The organism is Flavobacterium sp. DSR2-3-3, assembly GCF_049896585.1.
Classification (GTDB): domain Bacteria; phylum Bacteroidota; class Bacteroidia; order Flavobacteriales; family Flavobacteriaceae; genus Flavobacterium.
The window spans coordinates 92,331-109,411 of record NZ_JAFCUP010000004.1; the positions used below are offsets into that span (position 1 = coordinate 92,331).

Genomic DNA, 17,081 nt, shown 5'->3' on the forward strand with positions numbered 1-17,081 from the left:
AAAGCCAAAAAAACAAATTGAATGAGTCTATCTTTTTATATCGTTGATGTTTTTGCAGAAAAAAAATATGCGGGGAACCAACTCGCAGTTTTTTCAGGTGCCGATTTGTTAACTGACAAACAGATGCAGGAAATTGCGCGAGAAATAAACTTTGCGGAAAGCACTTTTATAACCGAGCTTGATGCTGAAAACAATTCGGCAACCATCAAAATTTTTACTCCAGAGCACGAAATGAAGTTCGCCGGTCACCCAATTATTGGAACTTCATGGGTTTTGATGAATAAGATTTTTGAGCAGCAACCAGAAAAGATTTCATTATCGGTTCCAATTGGTGAAATTCCAGTGTATCAATCGGAAGATTTGGTTTGGCTGCAGGCTGCACAACCGGAATTTTTGGATATTTTTTCAGCAGATGATTTTGAATCGTTTAGCAATTTAAGCAATAGTGACCTCGATGCCAAATTTCCCATTCAGGAGGTGACTACAGGAAGCGCTTTTGTAATTGTTCCTGTCAAAAATATAAAAGCATTGGAGAATTTGATTTTGGATAAAGATAAAATGAACGACTGGTTGGATGCACACTGCAAAACCAATCACAGAGCGTTGTATTTTTATTGTTTAGAAGATGCAAAACTCAGTAGCAGAATGCTGTGTATTGAAAATAATCAACTTATTGAAGATGCAGCAACGGGAAGTGCAAGCACTTGTTTACAGGCTTTTCTTTTAAAATATGATGCGCCACAAATCCAAATTATCAATCATCAGGGTGATTTTATAAGAAGACCGTCCCAGATTTATTTTGATGGGAAATTGACGAATAATCATTTTGAGATAAAAATTGGTGGCAAAACGCAATTCATTGCAAAAGGCGAATGGGAGGTATAAATTGAAGATTAGAAAGGACGAATTACAAATTAAGAAGTAAAAAAATAAAACATGACATTTAAAGATAAAAAAATAACATCATTTATTAATAAGATAGAAACATTCATGGCAACCTGCCCTTCGGGGAGAGTTGCGGTTGGGATTTTGTTTCTTTTACTTTCTCAATTTTCGTTTGCACAAAAGAAAGAGCAAATAGGCACCGAAACAGTAAATGTTGTAAAACCGTATACGCCGAAAATTTCGGATGCTTTCAAAGTCAAAGAAATTCCGGAACTGGATGAGGAAGGAAATGCCAAAAAAGAAATCATAAAATATTCCATTTTTTCTTTTCCGGTAGCTTCAACGTTTACCCCATCAAAAGGAAAAGCAGAAGGAGTAGAGAAAGAAAAACAAGCGCATTTATTTAAAAATTATGCCACTTTTGGTGTTGGGAATTACGGAACTTTTATTGGCGAATTATTCGTAAATCATGATCTTAATACTACGGATTATGTTGGCGGTATGTTTCGTCATCATTCGTCAGAAGGCGGAATCAAAAATGTAGCGTTAGAAGATCGTTTTTATGATACCGCTCTGAACTTGATGTACGGTTCAAATCAAAAAGACGTATCATGGAATTTGGATTTAGGGTACCAAAACCAAATTTATAACTGGTATGGATTGCCTTCAGAATTTGGGAGTACTTTATCAGCTCAGGAGCAAGTGATGTTGATTAATGCAATTGATCCGCAGCAAACGTACAGAACTATATCGTTAGGCGGAAATGTAGCTTTTAACGAAAGTATTTTAAACAAAACAAGTCTTAAATACAACCATTTTTCGGATGCTTCCGGATCTTCTGAAAATCGATTTTATGCAAAGCCTACAATTGAATTTGACGTAATGGAAAGTGCTGTGAAAACGGATTTAATTGTAGATTATGTAGGAGGTAATTTCAAGAAAAATTATTTAAATACTAATACGGAAGCCATGAAATACGGCTTTACAAATTTCGGAATCTCACCAAGCTTTGTGATGCAGGAGAACGACTGGACGCTAAATATTGGTGCTGCATTTATATATAGCATGGACAATCAAAACAGCAGTAATTCCTTTTATATTTATCCAAAATTCAATGCTTCGTATAAAGTAGTTGGCGATTTGATGATTTTTTATGCTGGCGCCGAAGGGAACTTAAAACAAAATTCATATCAGGATTTTGTAGACGAAAATCCTTTTTTATCCCCTACATTAAGTATGACAGCAACAGATCAGCAGTATGATGTTTTTGCCGGATTAAAAGGGAAATTGACTAATAATGTAAGTTATAATGTTAAAGCTTCGTACGTCAATGAAAGAAATAAAGCATTATTTAGAAGCAATGATTATAATGAAAATGCGGGTAATGAAGATTATGCGTTTGGAAATTCCTTTCAAGTGGTGTATGACGATATGAAAACATTGAGTTTTTACGGAGAATTAAAAGCCGATTTTTCTAAAAATGTGTCTTTTGGAATCAACGGAACTTTCCGTAGTTTTACGAATGATTTTCAGCAAGAAGCCTGGAACTTGCCGGCGATTAAAATAAATTCAAATCTTGATTTTAATATAACTGAAAAATGGTTTGCTGGTGCAAATGTGTTTTACGTTGGCGAGCGAAAAGATTTTCAGATAAATACTGATTTTGTATATGTAGTTCAGCCGGGTCCTTTTACTTTAAAATCGTATTTTGATGTCAATGCAAATGTTGGTTTCAAATACAGTGACCGATTGACTGCTTTTGCAAGAGCCAATAATATCACTAATAATGCCTACCAAAAATGGTTAAATTATCCAGTTCAAGGTTTTCAAGTGATTTTAGGCGTGAACTATAAATTTGATTTTTAATTTTTTACTTAACTACGAAGTAGACACAAAATCACAGAAACCGTAATAAAAAAAACTTGGAGAACATCGTAGTTTGTATGAGTACCTTTCGGTGATTTTTTGGTGAAGAATATTGATTTAATTTTTTGTAATATGAAAAGAATATTATTAATTTTTATTTTTTTGTTTTCATTAAATACCTTTTGTCAAACCATAGAAGGAACCGTTTTTGACGAAAACAAAATGCCAATGGTAGGAGCGTCGGTTTATTTGGATGGAACCACAATAGCTACTTTGACCAATGAAAATGGGAAATATTTTTTGAGTGTGAAGAGTAAAATTAATACCTCATTGATTATCCGGTCTATGGGTTATGAAACGGTAGGTATTGCCAACCCTTTTGAAAATAACAACAGAAAAATTTATTTAGTCGCGAAGCAAGTTGAACTTGATGAGGTTGTCATAAGAAAAGATTATTTTACAAGGAGCCAAAAAATGCAATTATTTAGAGATCAGTTTTTAGGAACTACAAAGGCAGGAAAATCATGTAAAATTAATAATGAAGAGGATATTGAATTTGAATATGATTATAAAACAAATACTTTATTTGCGAAATCAGATAAGCCATTAAAAATTGATAATCCATATTTAGGTTATCAAATTGAATTCGATTTATATGAATTTTATGTCAAATTTCGTAAAAAGAGTATAAAAAATGAAGACGTAACCAAAAGCTTATTTTTGGGAACAACATTATTTAATGAGATAAATAAAGAACCTAAAATAAAAAAAATCAGGGATATTGTTTACAATGGCTCTTCGATGCATCTCTTTAAAAATCTTTCGGAAAATCGTTGGGGTAAAGATCTTTTTTTATTGTTCAAAGGAGGTTTTCAGGATATTCCAGAAAATTATTTTACAATTTCCAATGAAGGAAAGTTAAAGAAGATTAGTATTGCTGCGAATATTAAATATGAAGGCCTTTTAGCTGGCTCTAAACCTAGATTTTATGCCGATTTTAATTTCCTTTACAAGAAAACGAAACAATCAAAAGTGATTTTCTTAACAAATGTTTTTTATGTAGATGAGTATGGAAACAATTCAGATGCTGATAAGATTGAGTTTGGGGGAGATTTAGCGACGAGAAAATTGGGAGATATGTTACCAATGAATTATGTCCCTTAAATTTTCATTTTAAAAACAAACTAAAAATAATTCTAGAATAACCACCGGATGGTAAATATCCGCACTCCAAAAAAACCTATGACCTTCAAACAAAAAATACATATTCATTACCTGCAATTAATTCAGGATCGAATCGATGTTTTCAAAGACATGATTGTGGCACTTACCGAAGATTCTAAAAATGACGCTAAAGGTTCTGCCGGAGACAAACACGAAACGGCTTTGTCTATGATGCACATTGAGCAGGAAAAACTTAATCGTAAATTGAGAGAAGTTCTAAATCAGAAAACAGTTTTGGATAAAATTGATGTTACTGTAACGGCCGAAACTATTATTGTGGGGAGCTTGGTAAAAGCAAATGGAATCTATTTATACCTGAGTGTGGCACTTCCAAAAATCAATGTCGAAGGAATCAATATTATCGCATTATCTCCACAATCACCTTTGGGAAATAAACTGATGGGAAATCAAGAAGGTTTTACTTTTGAGATTAATGGGACGAAGTATTTGGTGGAGAATATTGAATAAAACTCATCTCACCTACGTTTCTTTTTACAATCCACAACTTCAATTCTGTTTTTATTATCTTTTAATTACATTTTAAACACAAATATTCTTTTTTAGTTATTATTTATAACTAAAAATGGCATTTGTGTTTTTCAATTAGAACTATAATTCCATCTTTGCCCTATCAAAATAAACAGAACAATAAAAATATATAGTTATGTGTGGAATAGTATGTGCCTTTGATTTAAAACAAAAAGCAGAAGTTTTAAGACCTCAAGTATTAGAAATGTCTAAAATTATCCGTCATCGTGGACCGGACTGGAGCGGAATTTTCAGTAATGAAAAAGCCATTTTGTCTCACGAACGTTTGGCGATTGTTGATCCGGCTTCAGGAAAGCAACCGTTGTTCAGTGAAGACAAGCAACTTGTTTTAGCGGCAAATGGTGAAATTTATAACCACAGAGCATTGCGTAAACAATTTGAAGGTAAATACAACTTTCAAACCGAAAGTGACTGCGAAGTAATTTTAGCACTTTACAAAGAAAAAGGGCCGCATTTCATAGATGAAATGAACGGGATTTTCGGATTTGCCATTTATGATGTAGAAAAAGATGAGTACTTTGTCGCTCGGGATCACATGGGAATTATTCCATTATACGTAGGTTGGGATGAACACGGAACTTTTTATGTTGCTTCAGAATTGAAAGCATTAGAAGGATATTGTACCAAAATTCAATTGTTTCCTCCTGGTCATTATATGTCAAGTAAAGATGGCGAATTTGTACAATGGTATAAAAGAGAATGGGTTGATTATGATGCTGTAAAAGACAACGTAACCAACATTGATGATATTAAAGTCGCTTTAAAAGCAGCTGTTCACAGACAATTGATGAGCGATGTGCCTTATGGAGTTTTGCTTTCTGGAGGACTAGATTCCTCGATTACTTCGGCTGTAGCCAAAAAATATGCGCAAAAACGCATTGAATCCGGAGATGTTGCCGATGCTTGGTATCCGCAATTGCACTCTTTCTCGGTAGGATTAGAGGGCTCTCCGGATTTAGCGGCAGCTCAAATAGTAGCGGATCATATTGGGACGATTCACCACGAAATTAAATTTACTATCCAAGAAGGGTTAGATGCAATTAAAGATGTAATTTATAACTTGGAAACGTATGATGTGACTACAATTAGGGCGTCGACACCAATGTGGTTGATGGCAAGAGTTATTAAATCCATGGGTATCAAGATGGTGTTATCAGGTGAAGGAGCAGATGAACTTTTTGGAGGATATTTGTATTTCCACAAAGCGCCAAACGCGAGAGAATTCCATGAAGAAAATGTGCGTAAATTAGGAAAACTTCACATGTATGATTGTTTAAGAGCGAACAAAAGTTTAGCAGCATGGGGAATTGAAGGACGTGTGCCATTTTTAGACAAAGAATTTATGGACGTGGCGATGAGAATCAATCCACAAGATAAAATGATAAATGCAGAACATCCGATGGAAAAATGGGTGGTTCGTAAAGCTTTTGAAGAGATGTTACCGCCAAGTGTAGCTTGGAGACAAAAAGAACAATTTAGTGATGGTGTAGGTTACGGCTGGATTGATACCTTGAAAGAAGTTGTAGCTGTTGAAATTACCGATGAACAATTAGCAAATGCAAAATATAAGTTCCCTTTACAAACGCCTACCTCCAAAGAGGAATATTATTATCGTTCCATTTTTCACGAGCACTTTCCTAGTGATGCTGCAGCTTTGTGTGTTCCACAAGAAGCTAGCGTTGCCTGTAGTACAAAAATTGCATTGGAATGGGATGTAGCGTTTAAAAACATGAATGATCCGTCCGGAAGAGCGGTAGCGAGTGTACACGAGGATGCCTATATTAAAGCGTAAACATAAATAATTACGATTTTTTAAATTAACAGAACGCTCTCAATTTCGAGAGCGTTTTTTTATGGAAACTAAATTTACGTAGAAATATAGAATTTGAAAAAACGTTATAATTACGGATTGTCCAAAATAATTAGGCGAGTTTTTTTATATTAGCGCAACTAAAATGTTTATTATGAAATTTATTACACTATTCTTTGGCTTATTCTTATTGATTTCTTGTGATCAAAAAAGTAAAGTTTCCGTTGATACCATTATTACCGATGCAACTATTTACTCGGTAAATAACTCTTTTGAGACCGCTTCGGCTATGGCAATAGATAAGGGGAAAATTGTGGCTATTGGTACTAATCGTGAAATTACAAAACAATACGAATCTAAAAATACGATACAAGCGGAGGGAAAATTCATTTACCCTGGCTTAATTGATGCGCATTGCCATTTTTATAGCTATGGATTAAGTTTACAAGAAGCTGATTTGCGTGGAACTAAAAGTATGGACGAAATAATAACCCGTTTAAAGGCTTTTCAAAAAGATAAAAATCCAACGTTTATTGTCGGGAATGGTTGGGATCAGAACGATTGGAAAGTCAAAAAGTATCCAACAAAAGCAGATTTAGATGCCGCATTTCCTGATATTCCTGTAGTCTTGAATAGAGTAGACGGGCATGCAATAATCATAAATAGCAAAGCGTTGAAGTTAGCTGGAATTACGAAAGATACGAAGGCTGTTGGCGGTCAGATTGAAATTGCAAACGGGGAACTAACAGGGATTTTAGTTGATAATCCAATGGAATTAGTGTTTAAAATAATTCCAAAACCGACTCGTAAGGTACAAATTGCCGCCTTATTGGATGCCGAAAAAGTGATGTTTGATTACGGATTGACAACCGTGAATGATGCAGGATTGGACCCGGATATTATTCATTTGATGGATAGTTTGCAGAAAGCAAAATTGATGAAGCTCAATATATATGCTATGGTTACCGCAAATCAAAAAAATATCGATTTATATTTAAATAAAGGAATTTATAAAACGGATAATCTAAATGTGCGTTCCTTTAAAATGTATGGCGATGGTGCTTTGGGTTCTCGTGGCGCTTGCATGCACAAACCGTATTCTGATAAGCCCGACCAATATGGCGCTTTGTTGGCACCAGTTCCAGCATTAAAAGAAGTAGCCAGACAAATTGCGGCTTCAAAGTTTCAGCTGAATACACATGCCATTGGCGATTCAGCAAATACGGTGATTTTGAAAATATACAAAGAAGTTTTGACAGGCACAAAAGACCGTAGATGGAAAGTTGAACACGCCCAAGTTTTACGTGAAGCTGATTTTGACTATTTTAGATTCGGAATTATTCCTTCGGTTCAACCCACACATGCCACATCAGATATGTATTGGGCTGAAGACAGATTGGGGAAAGAAAGATTAAAAAATGCCTACGCCTACAAAAAACTACTTCAAAAAGCTGGAATGGTAGCTCTTGGAACTGATTTTCCTGTGGAAGAAGTGAATCCGATGCTAACTTTTCATGCTGCCGTAGCCCGAAAAGACAGTAAAGAATATCCAAAAGGTGGTTTTCAAATGGAAAATGCTTTGACCAGAGCCGAAACTTTAAGAGGAATGACCATTTGGGCCGCTTTTTCTAATTTCGAAGAAAAAGAAAAAGGAAGTTTGGAAGTTGGGAAATGGGCTGATTTTGTAATGTTTGATCAGGATTTAATGAAAGTGGAAGAAAATAAGATAGTGAAAATGAAACCAACGAACACGTATCTAAAAGGTCAGAAAGTTAAATAATAGCTATGAATAAATTTGATGATTTACAGTTGTAATAGGCTGTTTTAATTTAGTGTTGTTTGAATTACATTTTTAAGATAAAACGCATCTTTTTGTTTTAAAAAGCAACTAAATACACGAATTATGTTTTGTATTTGTAACTGCTATCGCATATTTGTCAAGTTGAATTGGTAAAAAAATTAAAATTTAATGTTATGTGCGGAATATTAGCCATTATCGGAAGGGGAAAAGATGAACAATTTTTTGGGGAACTTTCAAAAAGAATGACGCATCGTGGTCCGGATGAAAATGACTTACATGTGACTGAAAAAGGACATATTTTAAGTCATGAAAGGCTGTCTATAATCGATTTACATTCCGGAAAACAACCGATACAAGGCACAAAAACGGCTTACATGGTACATAATGGCGAAATATACAATCATCAGGAATTAAGAGATGGTGTTTTGAACGGGCATACTTTTAGAACCAAATCAGATTCAGAGGTTATTGTGCATTTGTACGAGGAGTTTGGCTACGATTTTTGCAATCGTTTAGATGGAGACTGGGCTTTTGTAGTTGTTGATGGAGATGATTTTATTGCCAGCAGGGACCCGCTGGGAGTGAAACCATTGTATTATGGACTAGACGAAAGAGGAAGAATTTATTTCTCCTCTGAAATGAAACCTATTGCGGATCAATGTAGAACCTTTTCTACTTTTCCTCCGGGACATTATTACACTCAAAAAACGGGTTTTGTTAAGTATTACAAACCAGAATACGAAGATTATTTAAAAGCCGACCAAGAGTTAGATTTAAAATTAATTAGAGAGACGTTGACCGAAGCGACTCGTAAACGGTTAATGAGCGATGTGCCAATTGGAGTGTTGCTTTCAGGAGGATTGGATTCTTCTTTGACATCAGCAATTGCCTCCAGATTATTGGCTGAAACCGGTAAAAAATTGCATTCCTTCTCAATAGGTTTAAATGCGGATGCTCCGGATGCGGCCGCTGCAAGAAAAGTGGCGGAATTTTTAGAAACAGAACACCATGAAGTTCATTTCACTGTCGAAGAAGGAATTAAAATTCTGGATAAATTAATCTGGCATCTTGAAACGTATGATGTGACATCAATAAGAGCAAGTACGCCCATGTATTTTTTATCAAAAGCGATTACGGATTTGGGAATAAAAGTGGTGCTTTCAGGAGAAGGAGCCGATGAGATTTTTGGAGGGTATTTGTATTTTAGAAATGCACCTTCAACTGAAGATTTTCAAAAGGAAACCATTGAAAGAGTACAGAAATTATTTACTGCCGATTTATTACGAGCCGATAAATCAACGATGGCTCATGGATTAGAGACTAGAGTTCCGTTTTTAGACAAAAAGTTTTTGGAAATCGCTGTTCGCATCAAAACAGAAGAAAAGATGCCTAAAACGTACGATGGAAAAGAAAAATATATTTTAAGAAAAGCATTTGATACTCCTGAAAACCCGTATCTCCCGGATGAAGTTTTGTGGAGACAAAAAGAACAATTTTCAGATGGTGTGGGTTATCAATGGATTGATGAATTGATTGATTATTGTGCGACACAAGTTACGGATGAGCAATTATCGGGCGCAGCGACTGAATTTACATACAATTCTCCTACAACTAAAGAAGCCTATTTATACAGGTCGATATTTAATAAATATTACCCACAAGTAAGTGCCGCACAAACGGTTAGGAAATGGATTCCAAAATGGCAAGAAAACCTAGATCCAAGCGGAAGAGCCAATGCAGCGCACGTTAAAGCCGATACCGAAATTGCTAAAACAGGAATTACGGTTTGAAACAATAATTTCAATATTTGTAAATGAAGAACGCTCTCAATTTTGAGAGCATTTTTTTTATAATTATATGAACAAATGTTAATAACTTAAGGGCTTAAAAAGGGATTTTAACGGTTATATAATTTGCGTTTTTATATATTTGCGTGTTATACAAAAATTACATTTTTTAGAATAAAATATATATGAGCGAAGAAATCAAGAAGGACAGTTATTCAGCAGATAGTATTCAGGCATTAGAAGGAATGGAGCACGTAAGAATGCGTCCTTCGATGTATATCGGAGATGTGGGTGTTCGAGGACTACATCATTTAGTATATGAGGTTGTAGATAACTCTATCGATGAGGCAATGGGAGGCCATTGTGATACCATAATAGTTGATATTAATGAAGATGGATCCGTTTCTGTTGAAGATAATGGGCGTGGTATTCCGGTAGGGATTCACAAAAAAGAAGGTGTGTCGGCATTGGAGGTTGTAATGACCAAAATTGGTGCTGGAGGAAAATTTGATAAAGATTCTTATAAAGTTTCCGGAGGACTTCACGGTGTTGGGGTTTCTGTTGTAAACGCTTTATCGAATCATCTGAGAGCTACTGTTCACAGTAGTGATGGAAAAGTATATGAGCAAGAATATGAAAAAGGAAAGGCGTTGTATCCAGTTAAGCAAATTGGGGAAACTACTAAGAGAGGAACTATTGTAACTTTCTATCCGGATCCAAGCATATTTACGCAAACAATAGAGTTTTCTTATGATACTTTATCCGCTCGTATGCGTGAATTATCTTATTTAAATAAAGGAATTACAATTACTTTTACAGACAAAAGAGAATTAGATAAAGAAGGAAATTTTGTTTCAGAAATTTTTCATTCTACTGAAGGTCTTAAAGAATATATCCGCTATTTAGATGGAAATCGTGAGCCAATCATAGCGCATGTTATTTCCATGGATAATGATAAAGGAGAAATTCCAGTTGAAGTGGCTTTAATTTACAACACCAGTTACACGGAAAATATTTTTTCTTATGTAAACAATATTAATACGCACGAGGGAGGAACACACTTGCAAGGTTTTAGAACTGGTTTAACCAGATCACTAAAAAAATATGCAGATGCTTCTGGAATGTTAGACAAATTGAAATTTGATATTTCCGGCGATGACTTCCGAGAGGGATTAACGGCGATTATTTCGGTAAAAGTTGCTGAACCACAATTTGAGGGACAGACTAAAACCAAACTTGGAAACAGAGAAGTTGTTTCTCCGGTAAGTCAAGCGGTCAGTGAAATGATTGAAAATTATTTGGAAGAAAATCCAAATGACGCCCGTATTATTGTTCAAAAAGTAATTCTTGCAGCACAAGCGCGTCACGCAGCCAAAAAAGCGCGTGAAATGGTACAACGCAAAACCGTAATGGGTGGCGGTGGATTACCAGGAAAATTATCAGACTGCTCAGAGCAAGATCCTGCAAAATGCGAAGTATACCTTGTCGAGGGAGATTCGGCGGGAGGAACCGCAAAACAAGGTCGTGATCGTGCTTTTCAGGCTATTTTACCGTTACGTGGTAAAATTTTGAACGTAGAAAAAGCAATGCATCACAAAGTTTTTGAAAATGAAGAGATTCGGAATATATTTACAGCACTGGGCGTTACAATAGGAACTGCGGAGGATAGTAAAGCATTAAATATTGAAAAGTTACGCTACCATAAAGTAATCATTATGTGTGATGCCGATGTCGATGGTAGTCACATTTCTACTTTAATCTTAACGTTCTTCTTTAGATTTATGAAAGAATTAATCGAAGAAGGGCACGTATACATTGCAGCACCACCTTTATATTTAGTCAAAAAAGGAAACAAGAAAGAATACGCTTGGAATGATTTACAACGTGATCAAGCAAATGAAAGAATGGGCGGAAGCGCAGGAATTCAACGCTATAAAGGTCTTGGAGAGATGAATGCAGAGCAATTATGGGAAACCACAATGGATCCAAGTTTTAGAACGTTGCGTCGGGTAACTATTGACAGTTTGGCGGAAGCCGATAGAGTTTTCTCTATGTTAATGGGTGATGAGGTGCCGCCAAGAAGAGAATTTATTGAGAAAAATGCAGTTTACGCAAATATTGATGCGTAACGTAATGTAATCGTTCGTTTTTATTTTAATAGAATAACGAAAAAACAAATAACCAAATTAACAAATAACCGAATAAACTTTAAAATATGAAAGTTACCATTGTAGGAGCAGGAAATGTAGGAGCAACATGTGCGGACGTGATTTCTTATAGAGGAATTGCCAGCGAAGTAGTGTTGTTGGATATTAGAGAAGGTTTTGCTGAAGGTAAAGCATTAGATATCATGCAATGTGCCACTAATACAGGTTTTAATACCAAAGTATCAGGTGTTACCAATGATTATTCTAAAACAGCAGGAAGTGATGTAGTGGTAATTACATCAGGAATTCCAAGAAAACCAGGAATGACTCGTGAAGAATTAATAGGAATTAATGCAGGAATTGTGAAGACAGTTGCTGAAAATGTATTAAAGCATTCACCGGATACTATTATTGTAGTAGTTTCAAATCCTATGGATACCATGACATATTTGGCATTGAAATCTACTGGATTGCCAAAAAATAGAATTATTGGGATGGGTGGAGCTTTAGACAGTTCTCGTTTCAGAACATATTTATCTTTGGCTTTAGACAAACCTGCTAATGATATTTCAGCAATGGTTATTGGTGGGCACGGTGATACTACTATGATTCCTTTGACAAGATTAGCTTCTTACAACGGAATCCCAGTTTCACAATTTCTTTCGGAAGAACAATTGCAAAAAGTAGCTGCGGACACTATGGTAGGTGGAGCTACACTTACGGGACTTCTTGGAACATCGGCTTGGTATGCTCCGGGAGCTTCAGTTGCTTTTTTGGTAGATAGTATTTTGAATGACCAAAAGAAAATGATCGCTTGTTCTGTTTTCGTTGAAGGAGAATATGGTCAAAATGATATCTGTATTGGTGTTCCATGTATTATTGGTAAAAATGGAGTGGAAGAAATTCTTGACATTAAACTAAATGATGCTGAAAAAACCTTATTTGCTAAAAGTGCTGATGCCGTTAGACAAATGAATGACGCTTTAAAATCGATTTTGGTATAAAATTTACATAGAAAAAAGATAAGACTGCATCATTGCAGTCTTTTTCTTGAGATTAATCTATAAATAAATTGGTTAATCTTAACGTTAATTATATATTTGCTCGGTTTAAAAAAAATGAAGTAACTATTGAGATTCTTTTTTAAATTTAAAAATGGATGTAAAATGTTGTTTTACAAGGTTTAAAGCAAAAATAAATAAATAAAAAATAATTAATTTTTAGTAATAATGCAGAATAAAGGACTTATTAAATTTTTCGCAATTCTATTTGCATTGGTAAGTATTTACCAACTTTCTTTCACTTTTGTCGCAAGCAAAGTAAAAAACGATGCAAAATCTTTTGCTAATGGAAATGCTGACAAAGAAGTAAAATATTTAGATTCTATTGGTAAAGAAGAAGTATTTAATCTTGGGTTTACTAATTTTACTTTTAATGAAGTAAGTGATAAGCAGATCAATAAAGGTCTTGACTTAGAAGGTGGTATCAATGTTATACTTCAAATATCTGTTAAAGATATTTTAAAAGGATTATCTAATAATTCTAAAAATCCAGTTTTCAATAAGTCTTTGGCTGATGCGACTGCAGATTCACAAGGGAATAAATCGTATTTAGATAAGTTTTTTGATGCTTTTGATGCCAATTCAAAAGGAACTGTAAAATTAGCTTCTCCTGATATTTTCGCAAACAGAAGTTTACAAGGTGAAGGTGGAGTAGATTTTCAAATGACGGATGCACAAGTAAAAAAGGTTATCTCCAGAAAAGTAGATGAGTCTGTAGAAAGTGCTTTTGGAGTTTTAAGAAAACGTATTGACCAGTTTGGTGTAACGCAGCCTAATATTCAAAAACTAGGAAATTCAGGTCAAATTCTTGTTGAACTTCCAGGTGCAAAAGATGTAGATCGTGCTAAAAAATTATTATCAAGCACAGCTCAATTACAGTTTTGGGAAACATACAAAATTGAAGAAATAGGTAACTTTTTAATGGCTGCTAATGAGTCATTGAAAAAAACTGAAATCAACACGACTGAAGTAAAACCAGTTGTCAAAGATTCTTTAAGTGCGTTACTTACTGATGCTAAAGATTCAACTGCTGCTAAAAAAGGAGAAAATCCTTTATTTGATAAAATAATTGGTCAAGGTGGAGGTCCGGTTTTGGGACTTTTCTCTCCAAAAGATACTGCCGTTGTAAACGGATATTTGAAAAGAGCTAATATCAGAATTTTATTAGCAGGTGACCAACGATATGCAAAATTTGTTTGGGGTAAACCAATGATAATAAAAGATGCTAAAGCAAAAGATGTTGATGCTGTAGAATTATACGCTTTAAAAGGAAATAGAGATAATGTGCCTGCAATGAGCGGTGGCGTAATTACTGATGCAAGCGATACATTTGATCAAAGTGGTAAACCGGCTGTTTCTATGCAAATGAACGGTCAAGGTGCAAAAGCTTGGGAAGAACTAACTGGTAGAGCATATACTCAAAAAAGCAATATCGCTATTGTTCTTGATGATATCGTTTATTCCGCACCTGGAGTTTCTACGGGCCCAATATCAGGTGGTAGATCTGAAATTTCAGGAGCTTTTGATGTAACAGAAACTAAAGATTTAGCAAATGTTTTAAGAGCGGGTAAACTTCCTGCAGCTGCAGATATTGTACAGTCAGAGGTTGTAGGTCCATCCTTAGGTCAGGAAGCAATTGATAATGGTACTAACTCCGCTTTGATCGGATTACTTTTAGTATCACTTTGGATGATGATTTATTATGGTAAAGCCGGATGGTATGCAAATGTTGCACTAGCGGTTAACTTATTATTCTTATTCGGAATTTTAGCAAGTCTTGGAGCAGTATTAACATTGCCGGGTATTGCTGGTATTGTTCTTACGATGGGTACTGCAGTGGATGCAAATATCATTATTTACGAAAGAGCAAAAGAAGAATTGCGTGCTGGTAAAACTCTGGAAGAAGCGGTAAAAACTTCGTACAGCTGGAGAGGTGCGATGTCATCCATTACAGATGCGAATGTAACCCATATTTTAACTGGAGCAGTGTTATTTATTTTTGGTTCAGGACCAATTAAAGGTTTTGCCACTACATTATTGATCGGTATAGTAACATCTTTATTTACTTCAATCTTTATTGCAAGGATCTTCATTGACTGGAATATAAGCAAAAAGAACAATTTGACTTTTGTAACAAATTTTTCTAAAAATATGTTCAATAATTTTCATTTTGATTTCTTAGGAATGAAAAAATGGACTTATTTGTTCTCCAGTATCGTTGTAATTATTAGTGTTATTTCATTAGCAACAAACGGTCTAGATGAGGGAGTTGATTTCGTGGGAGGAAGAACATTCCAAGTGCGTTTTGAAAAACCAATTGAAACAGAAACTGTAAAAGCAGAATTAGCAAAAGTTTTTGATGGTAGTGCTGAAGTAAAAGTTTTTGGTAATAATAATCAATTAAAAATAACTACCAAATTTAAAGTTCAAGAACCAGGAATAAAAGCAGATGAAGAAGTGAATAAATTGTTATTTGCGACTTTAAAACAACATTTTTCAGCAGATATGACATATGATAAATTTATAAATGCTTACGATGGTAAAAAAGTAGGAGTTTTATTAGCTTCTAAAGTTGGTCCAACAGTAGCGCAGGATATTAAAACTAATGCATATTGGGCAGTACTTGGAGCAATGGCAATAGTGTTTTTATACTTAATGATCAGTTACAGAAAGTGGCAATATAGTTTAGGTGCGATTGCCGCCATTGCACATGATGTTATTTTTGTATTAGGAATTTATTCATTATGTTATAAATTCATGCCTTTTGGAATGGAAATCGATCAGCATTTTATCGCTGCGATTCTAACCGTTATTGGATATTCTATGAACGACACTGTTATTGTATTTGACAGGGTTAGAGAGTTTTTAGCCGGTAAAACTAAAGGAACGTTCTCTGATATTGTAAATCAGTCAATTAATACAACCATGTCCAGAACAATCAATACGTCATTAACAATGATTGTTGTTTTGTTAATTATGTTTGTTTTCGGTGGGGACTCAATCAGAGGATTTATATTTGCTATGTTAGTAGGTATTGTAGTGGGAACATATTCTTCATTGTTTATCGCAACACCGGTGTTGGTGGATACAATTTCAAAAGAAGATAAAAACAAGGTTGAAAGAGCACATTTAGAAGACTAAAATTTTTTTCTATACTTTATAAAAAGAGATTCAGCGAAAGTTGAATCTCTTTTTTTTGTTGTAAACCAAAGTGTGATTTTTAATTCGTAATTTAACAGTTGATTGTAAAGAGCGGAAGAGTTTTAAATCTAAATTCTATGAATAAAAAAGCACTTCTTATTGTAATTGTTATTTGCAGTTCAATCCCATTTTATGCGCAAGATAAAGGCAATAGAATTGAATTCGGCTTTGCTTACGGATCAGGAAATGAATTTAAAAATAGAAATTATACTTATACGAACCAATATTTCAAGTTGCAATTATATTACAAAATAAAGGATACAAAGCGCTTTAAATATGAATTAGTACTGCAACCGGAGCTTAATTTTGCAAAACACCAACTCTTAAATTTGTATTTCGTAGCACCTGATGAACCGGATTATGAAGCTAAACGGGAGATGTATACAAAGCTAAAGGATGTAAAAGAATATGTTTTTAATATTGGCTTTCTGGCAAGGAAACCAGTCTTTAAATCGGCCTCTATTTATGTATTAGGAAGTATCGGACCAATGATTACAGATACGGAAACGGAGCGCTTGTCTAAAGGTTTTGCCTTCGCAGATGTTTTAGCCATAGGATTCACTTGCAAAGTTAACAGAATTACATTGGACATACGGCCAAATATTCGTCACATTTCTAACGCTGGTCTACAGAAAAAAAATTCCGGTTATAATACAAAAAACATTGATTTTGGATTTTTATTTTCCCTATAAAAAAAGCGTTAGCTACTTTGATGTCGCTAACGCTTTTTTTTCGAAACGAAATGATTTT

Annotated in this window: 11 protein-coding genes; all 11 read left to right on the plus strand. The window is 34.6% G+C overall.

Annotation, left to right across the window (positions count from 1 at the left end; genetic code table 11):
- The first annotated feature begins 21 nt into the window (after positions 1-21).
- The 11 genes from ACP7AQ_RS06870 to ACP7AQ_RS06920 all read left to right on the plus strand — a co-directional run bounded on the left by ACP7AQ_RS06870 (position 22) and on the right by ACP7AQ_RS06920 (position 17,023).
- Positions 22-885 (plus strand): PhzF family phenazine biosynthesis protein, encoded by an 864-nt coding sequence (locus tag ACP7AQ_RS06870; protein WP_426091572.1) that lies wholly within the window; start codon positions 22-24, stop codon positions 883-885.
- 105 nt (positions 886-990) lie between these two features.
- Positions 991-2,751, plus strand: a complete 1,761-nt coding sequence (locus ACP7AQ_RS06875) for a TonB-dependent receptor (protein ID WP_426095058.1) — start codon at positions 991-993, stop codon at positions 2,749-2,751.
- Positions 2,752-2,883: 132 nt separating this feature from the next.
- A complete protein-coding gene (locus ACP7AQ_RS06880; protein ID WP_426094926.1) occupies positions 2,884-3,915 on the plus strand; it encodes a carboxypeptidase-like regulatory domain-containing protein in 1,032 nt (343 codons plus the stop codon).
- Positions 3,916-3,993: 78 nt separating this feature from the next.
- On the plus strand, positions 3,994-4,443 hold the full coding sequence (locus ACP7AQ_RS06885) for a hypothetical protein (RefSeq protein ID WP_426095059.1): 450 nt from the start codon (positions 3,994-3,996) through the stop codon (positions 4,441-4,443).
- Positions 4,444-4,639: 196 nt separating this feature from the next.
- Positions 4,640-6,316, plus strand: coding sequence for an asparagine synthase B (asnB, locus tag ACP7AQ_RS06890; protein WP_426094927.1), 1,677 nt, complete (start codon positions 4,640-4,642; stop codon positions 6,314-6,316).
- A 172-nt stretch (positions 6,317-6,488) separates the two neighbouring features.
- A complete protein-coding gene (locus ACP7AQ_RS06895; RefSeq protein WP_426094928.1) occupies positions 6,489-8,114 on the plus strand; it encodes an amidohydrolase in 1,626 nt (541 codons plus the stop codon).
- A gap of 194 nt (positions 8,115-8,308) precedes the next feature.
- Positions 8,309-9,925, plus strand: a complete 1,617-nt coding sequence (asnB, locus tag ACP7AQ_RS06900) for an asparagine synthase B (RefSeq protein WP_426094929.1) — start codon at positions 8,309-8,311, stop codon at positions 9,923-9,925.
- A 182-nt stretch (positions 9,926-10,107) separates the two neighbouring features.
- A complete protein-coding gene (gene gyrB / locus ACP7AQ_RS06905) occupies positions 10,108-12,051 on the plus strand; it encodes a DNA topoisomerase (ATP-hydrolyzing) subunit B (protein ID WP_426094930.1) in 1,944 nt (647 codons plus the stop codon).
- An 86-nt stretch (positions 12,052-12,137) separates the two neighbouring features.
- Positions 12,138-13,073, plus strand: coding sequence for a malate dehydrogenase (gene mdh / locus ACP7AQ_RS06910; protein WP_091203887.1), 936 nt, complete (start codon positions 12,138-12,140; stop codon positions 13,071-13,073).
- 225 nt (positions 13,074-13,298) lie between these two features.
- Positions 13,299-16,271, plus strand: a complete 2,973-nt coding sequence (secDF, locus tag ACP7AQ_RS06915; RefSeq protein WP_426094931.1) for a protein translocase subunit SecDF — start codon at positions 13,299-13,301, stop codon at positions 16,269-16,271.
- A 137-nt stretch (positions 16,272-16,408) separates the two neighbouring features.
- Positions 16,409-17,023: an acyloxyacyl hydrolase gene (locus ACP7AQ_RS06920; RefSeq protein ID WP_426091580.1), complete on the plus strand. Its 615-nt coding sequence runs from the start codon at positions 16,409-16,411 to the stop codon at positions 17,021-17,023.
- The last annotated feature ends 58 nt before the right edge of the window (positions 17,024-17,081 follow it).

Bases quoted from the DNA above. Each gene is read 5' to 3' on its own strand.
- ACP7AQ_RS06885 (WP_426095059.1), top strand. From the start codon at position 3,994: ATGACCTTCAAACAAAAAATACATATTCATTACCTGCAATTAATTCAG.
- ACP7AQ_RS06880 (WP_426094926.1), top strand. From the start codon at position 2,884: ATGAAAAGAATATTATTAATTTTTATTTTTTTGTTTTCATTAAATACC.
- gyrB (WP_426094930.1), top strand. From the start codon at position 10,108: ATGAGCGAAGAAATCAAGAAGGACAGTTATTCAGCAGATAGTATTCAG.
- secDF (WP_426094931.1), top strand. From the start codon at position 13,299: ATGCAGAATAAAGGACTTATTAAATTTTTCGCAATTCTATTTGCATTG.
- asnB (WP_426094929.1), top strand. From the start codon at position 8,309: ATGTGCGGAATATTAGCCATTATCGGAAGGGGAAAAGATGAACAATTT.
- mdh (WP_091203887.1), top strand. From the start codon at position 12,138: ATGAAAGTTACCATTGTAGGAGCAGGAAATGTAGGAGCAACATGTGCG.
- ACP7AQ_RS06920 (WP_426091580.1), top strand. From the start codon at position 16,409: ATGAATAAAAAAGCACTTCTTATTGTAATTGTTATTTGCAGTTCAATC.
- asnB (WP_426094927.1), top strand. From the start codon at position 4,640: ATGTGTGGAATAGTATGTGCCTTTGATTTAAAACAAAAAGCAGAAGTT.
- ACP7AQ_RS06870 (WP_426091572.1), top strand. From the start codon at position 22: ATGAGTCTATCTTTTTATATCGTTGATGTTTTTGCAGAAAAAAAATAT.
- ACP7AQ_RS06895 (WP_426094928.1), top strand. From the start codon at position 6,489: ATGAAATTTATTACACTATTCTTTGGCTTATTCTTATTGATTTCTTGT.
- ACP7AQ_RS06875 (WP_426095058.1), top strand. From the start codon at position 991: ATGGCAACCTGCCCTTCGGGGAGAGTTGCGGTTGGGATTTTGTTTCTT.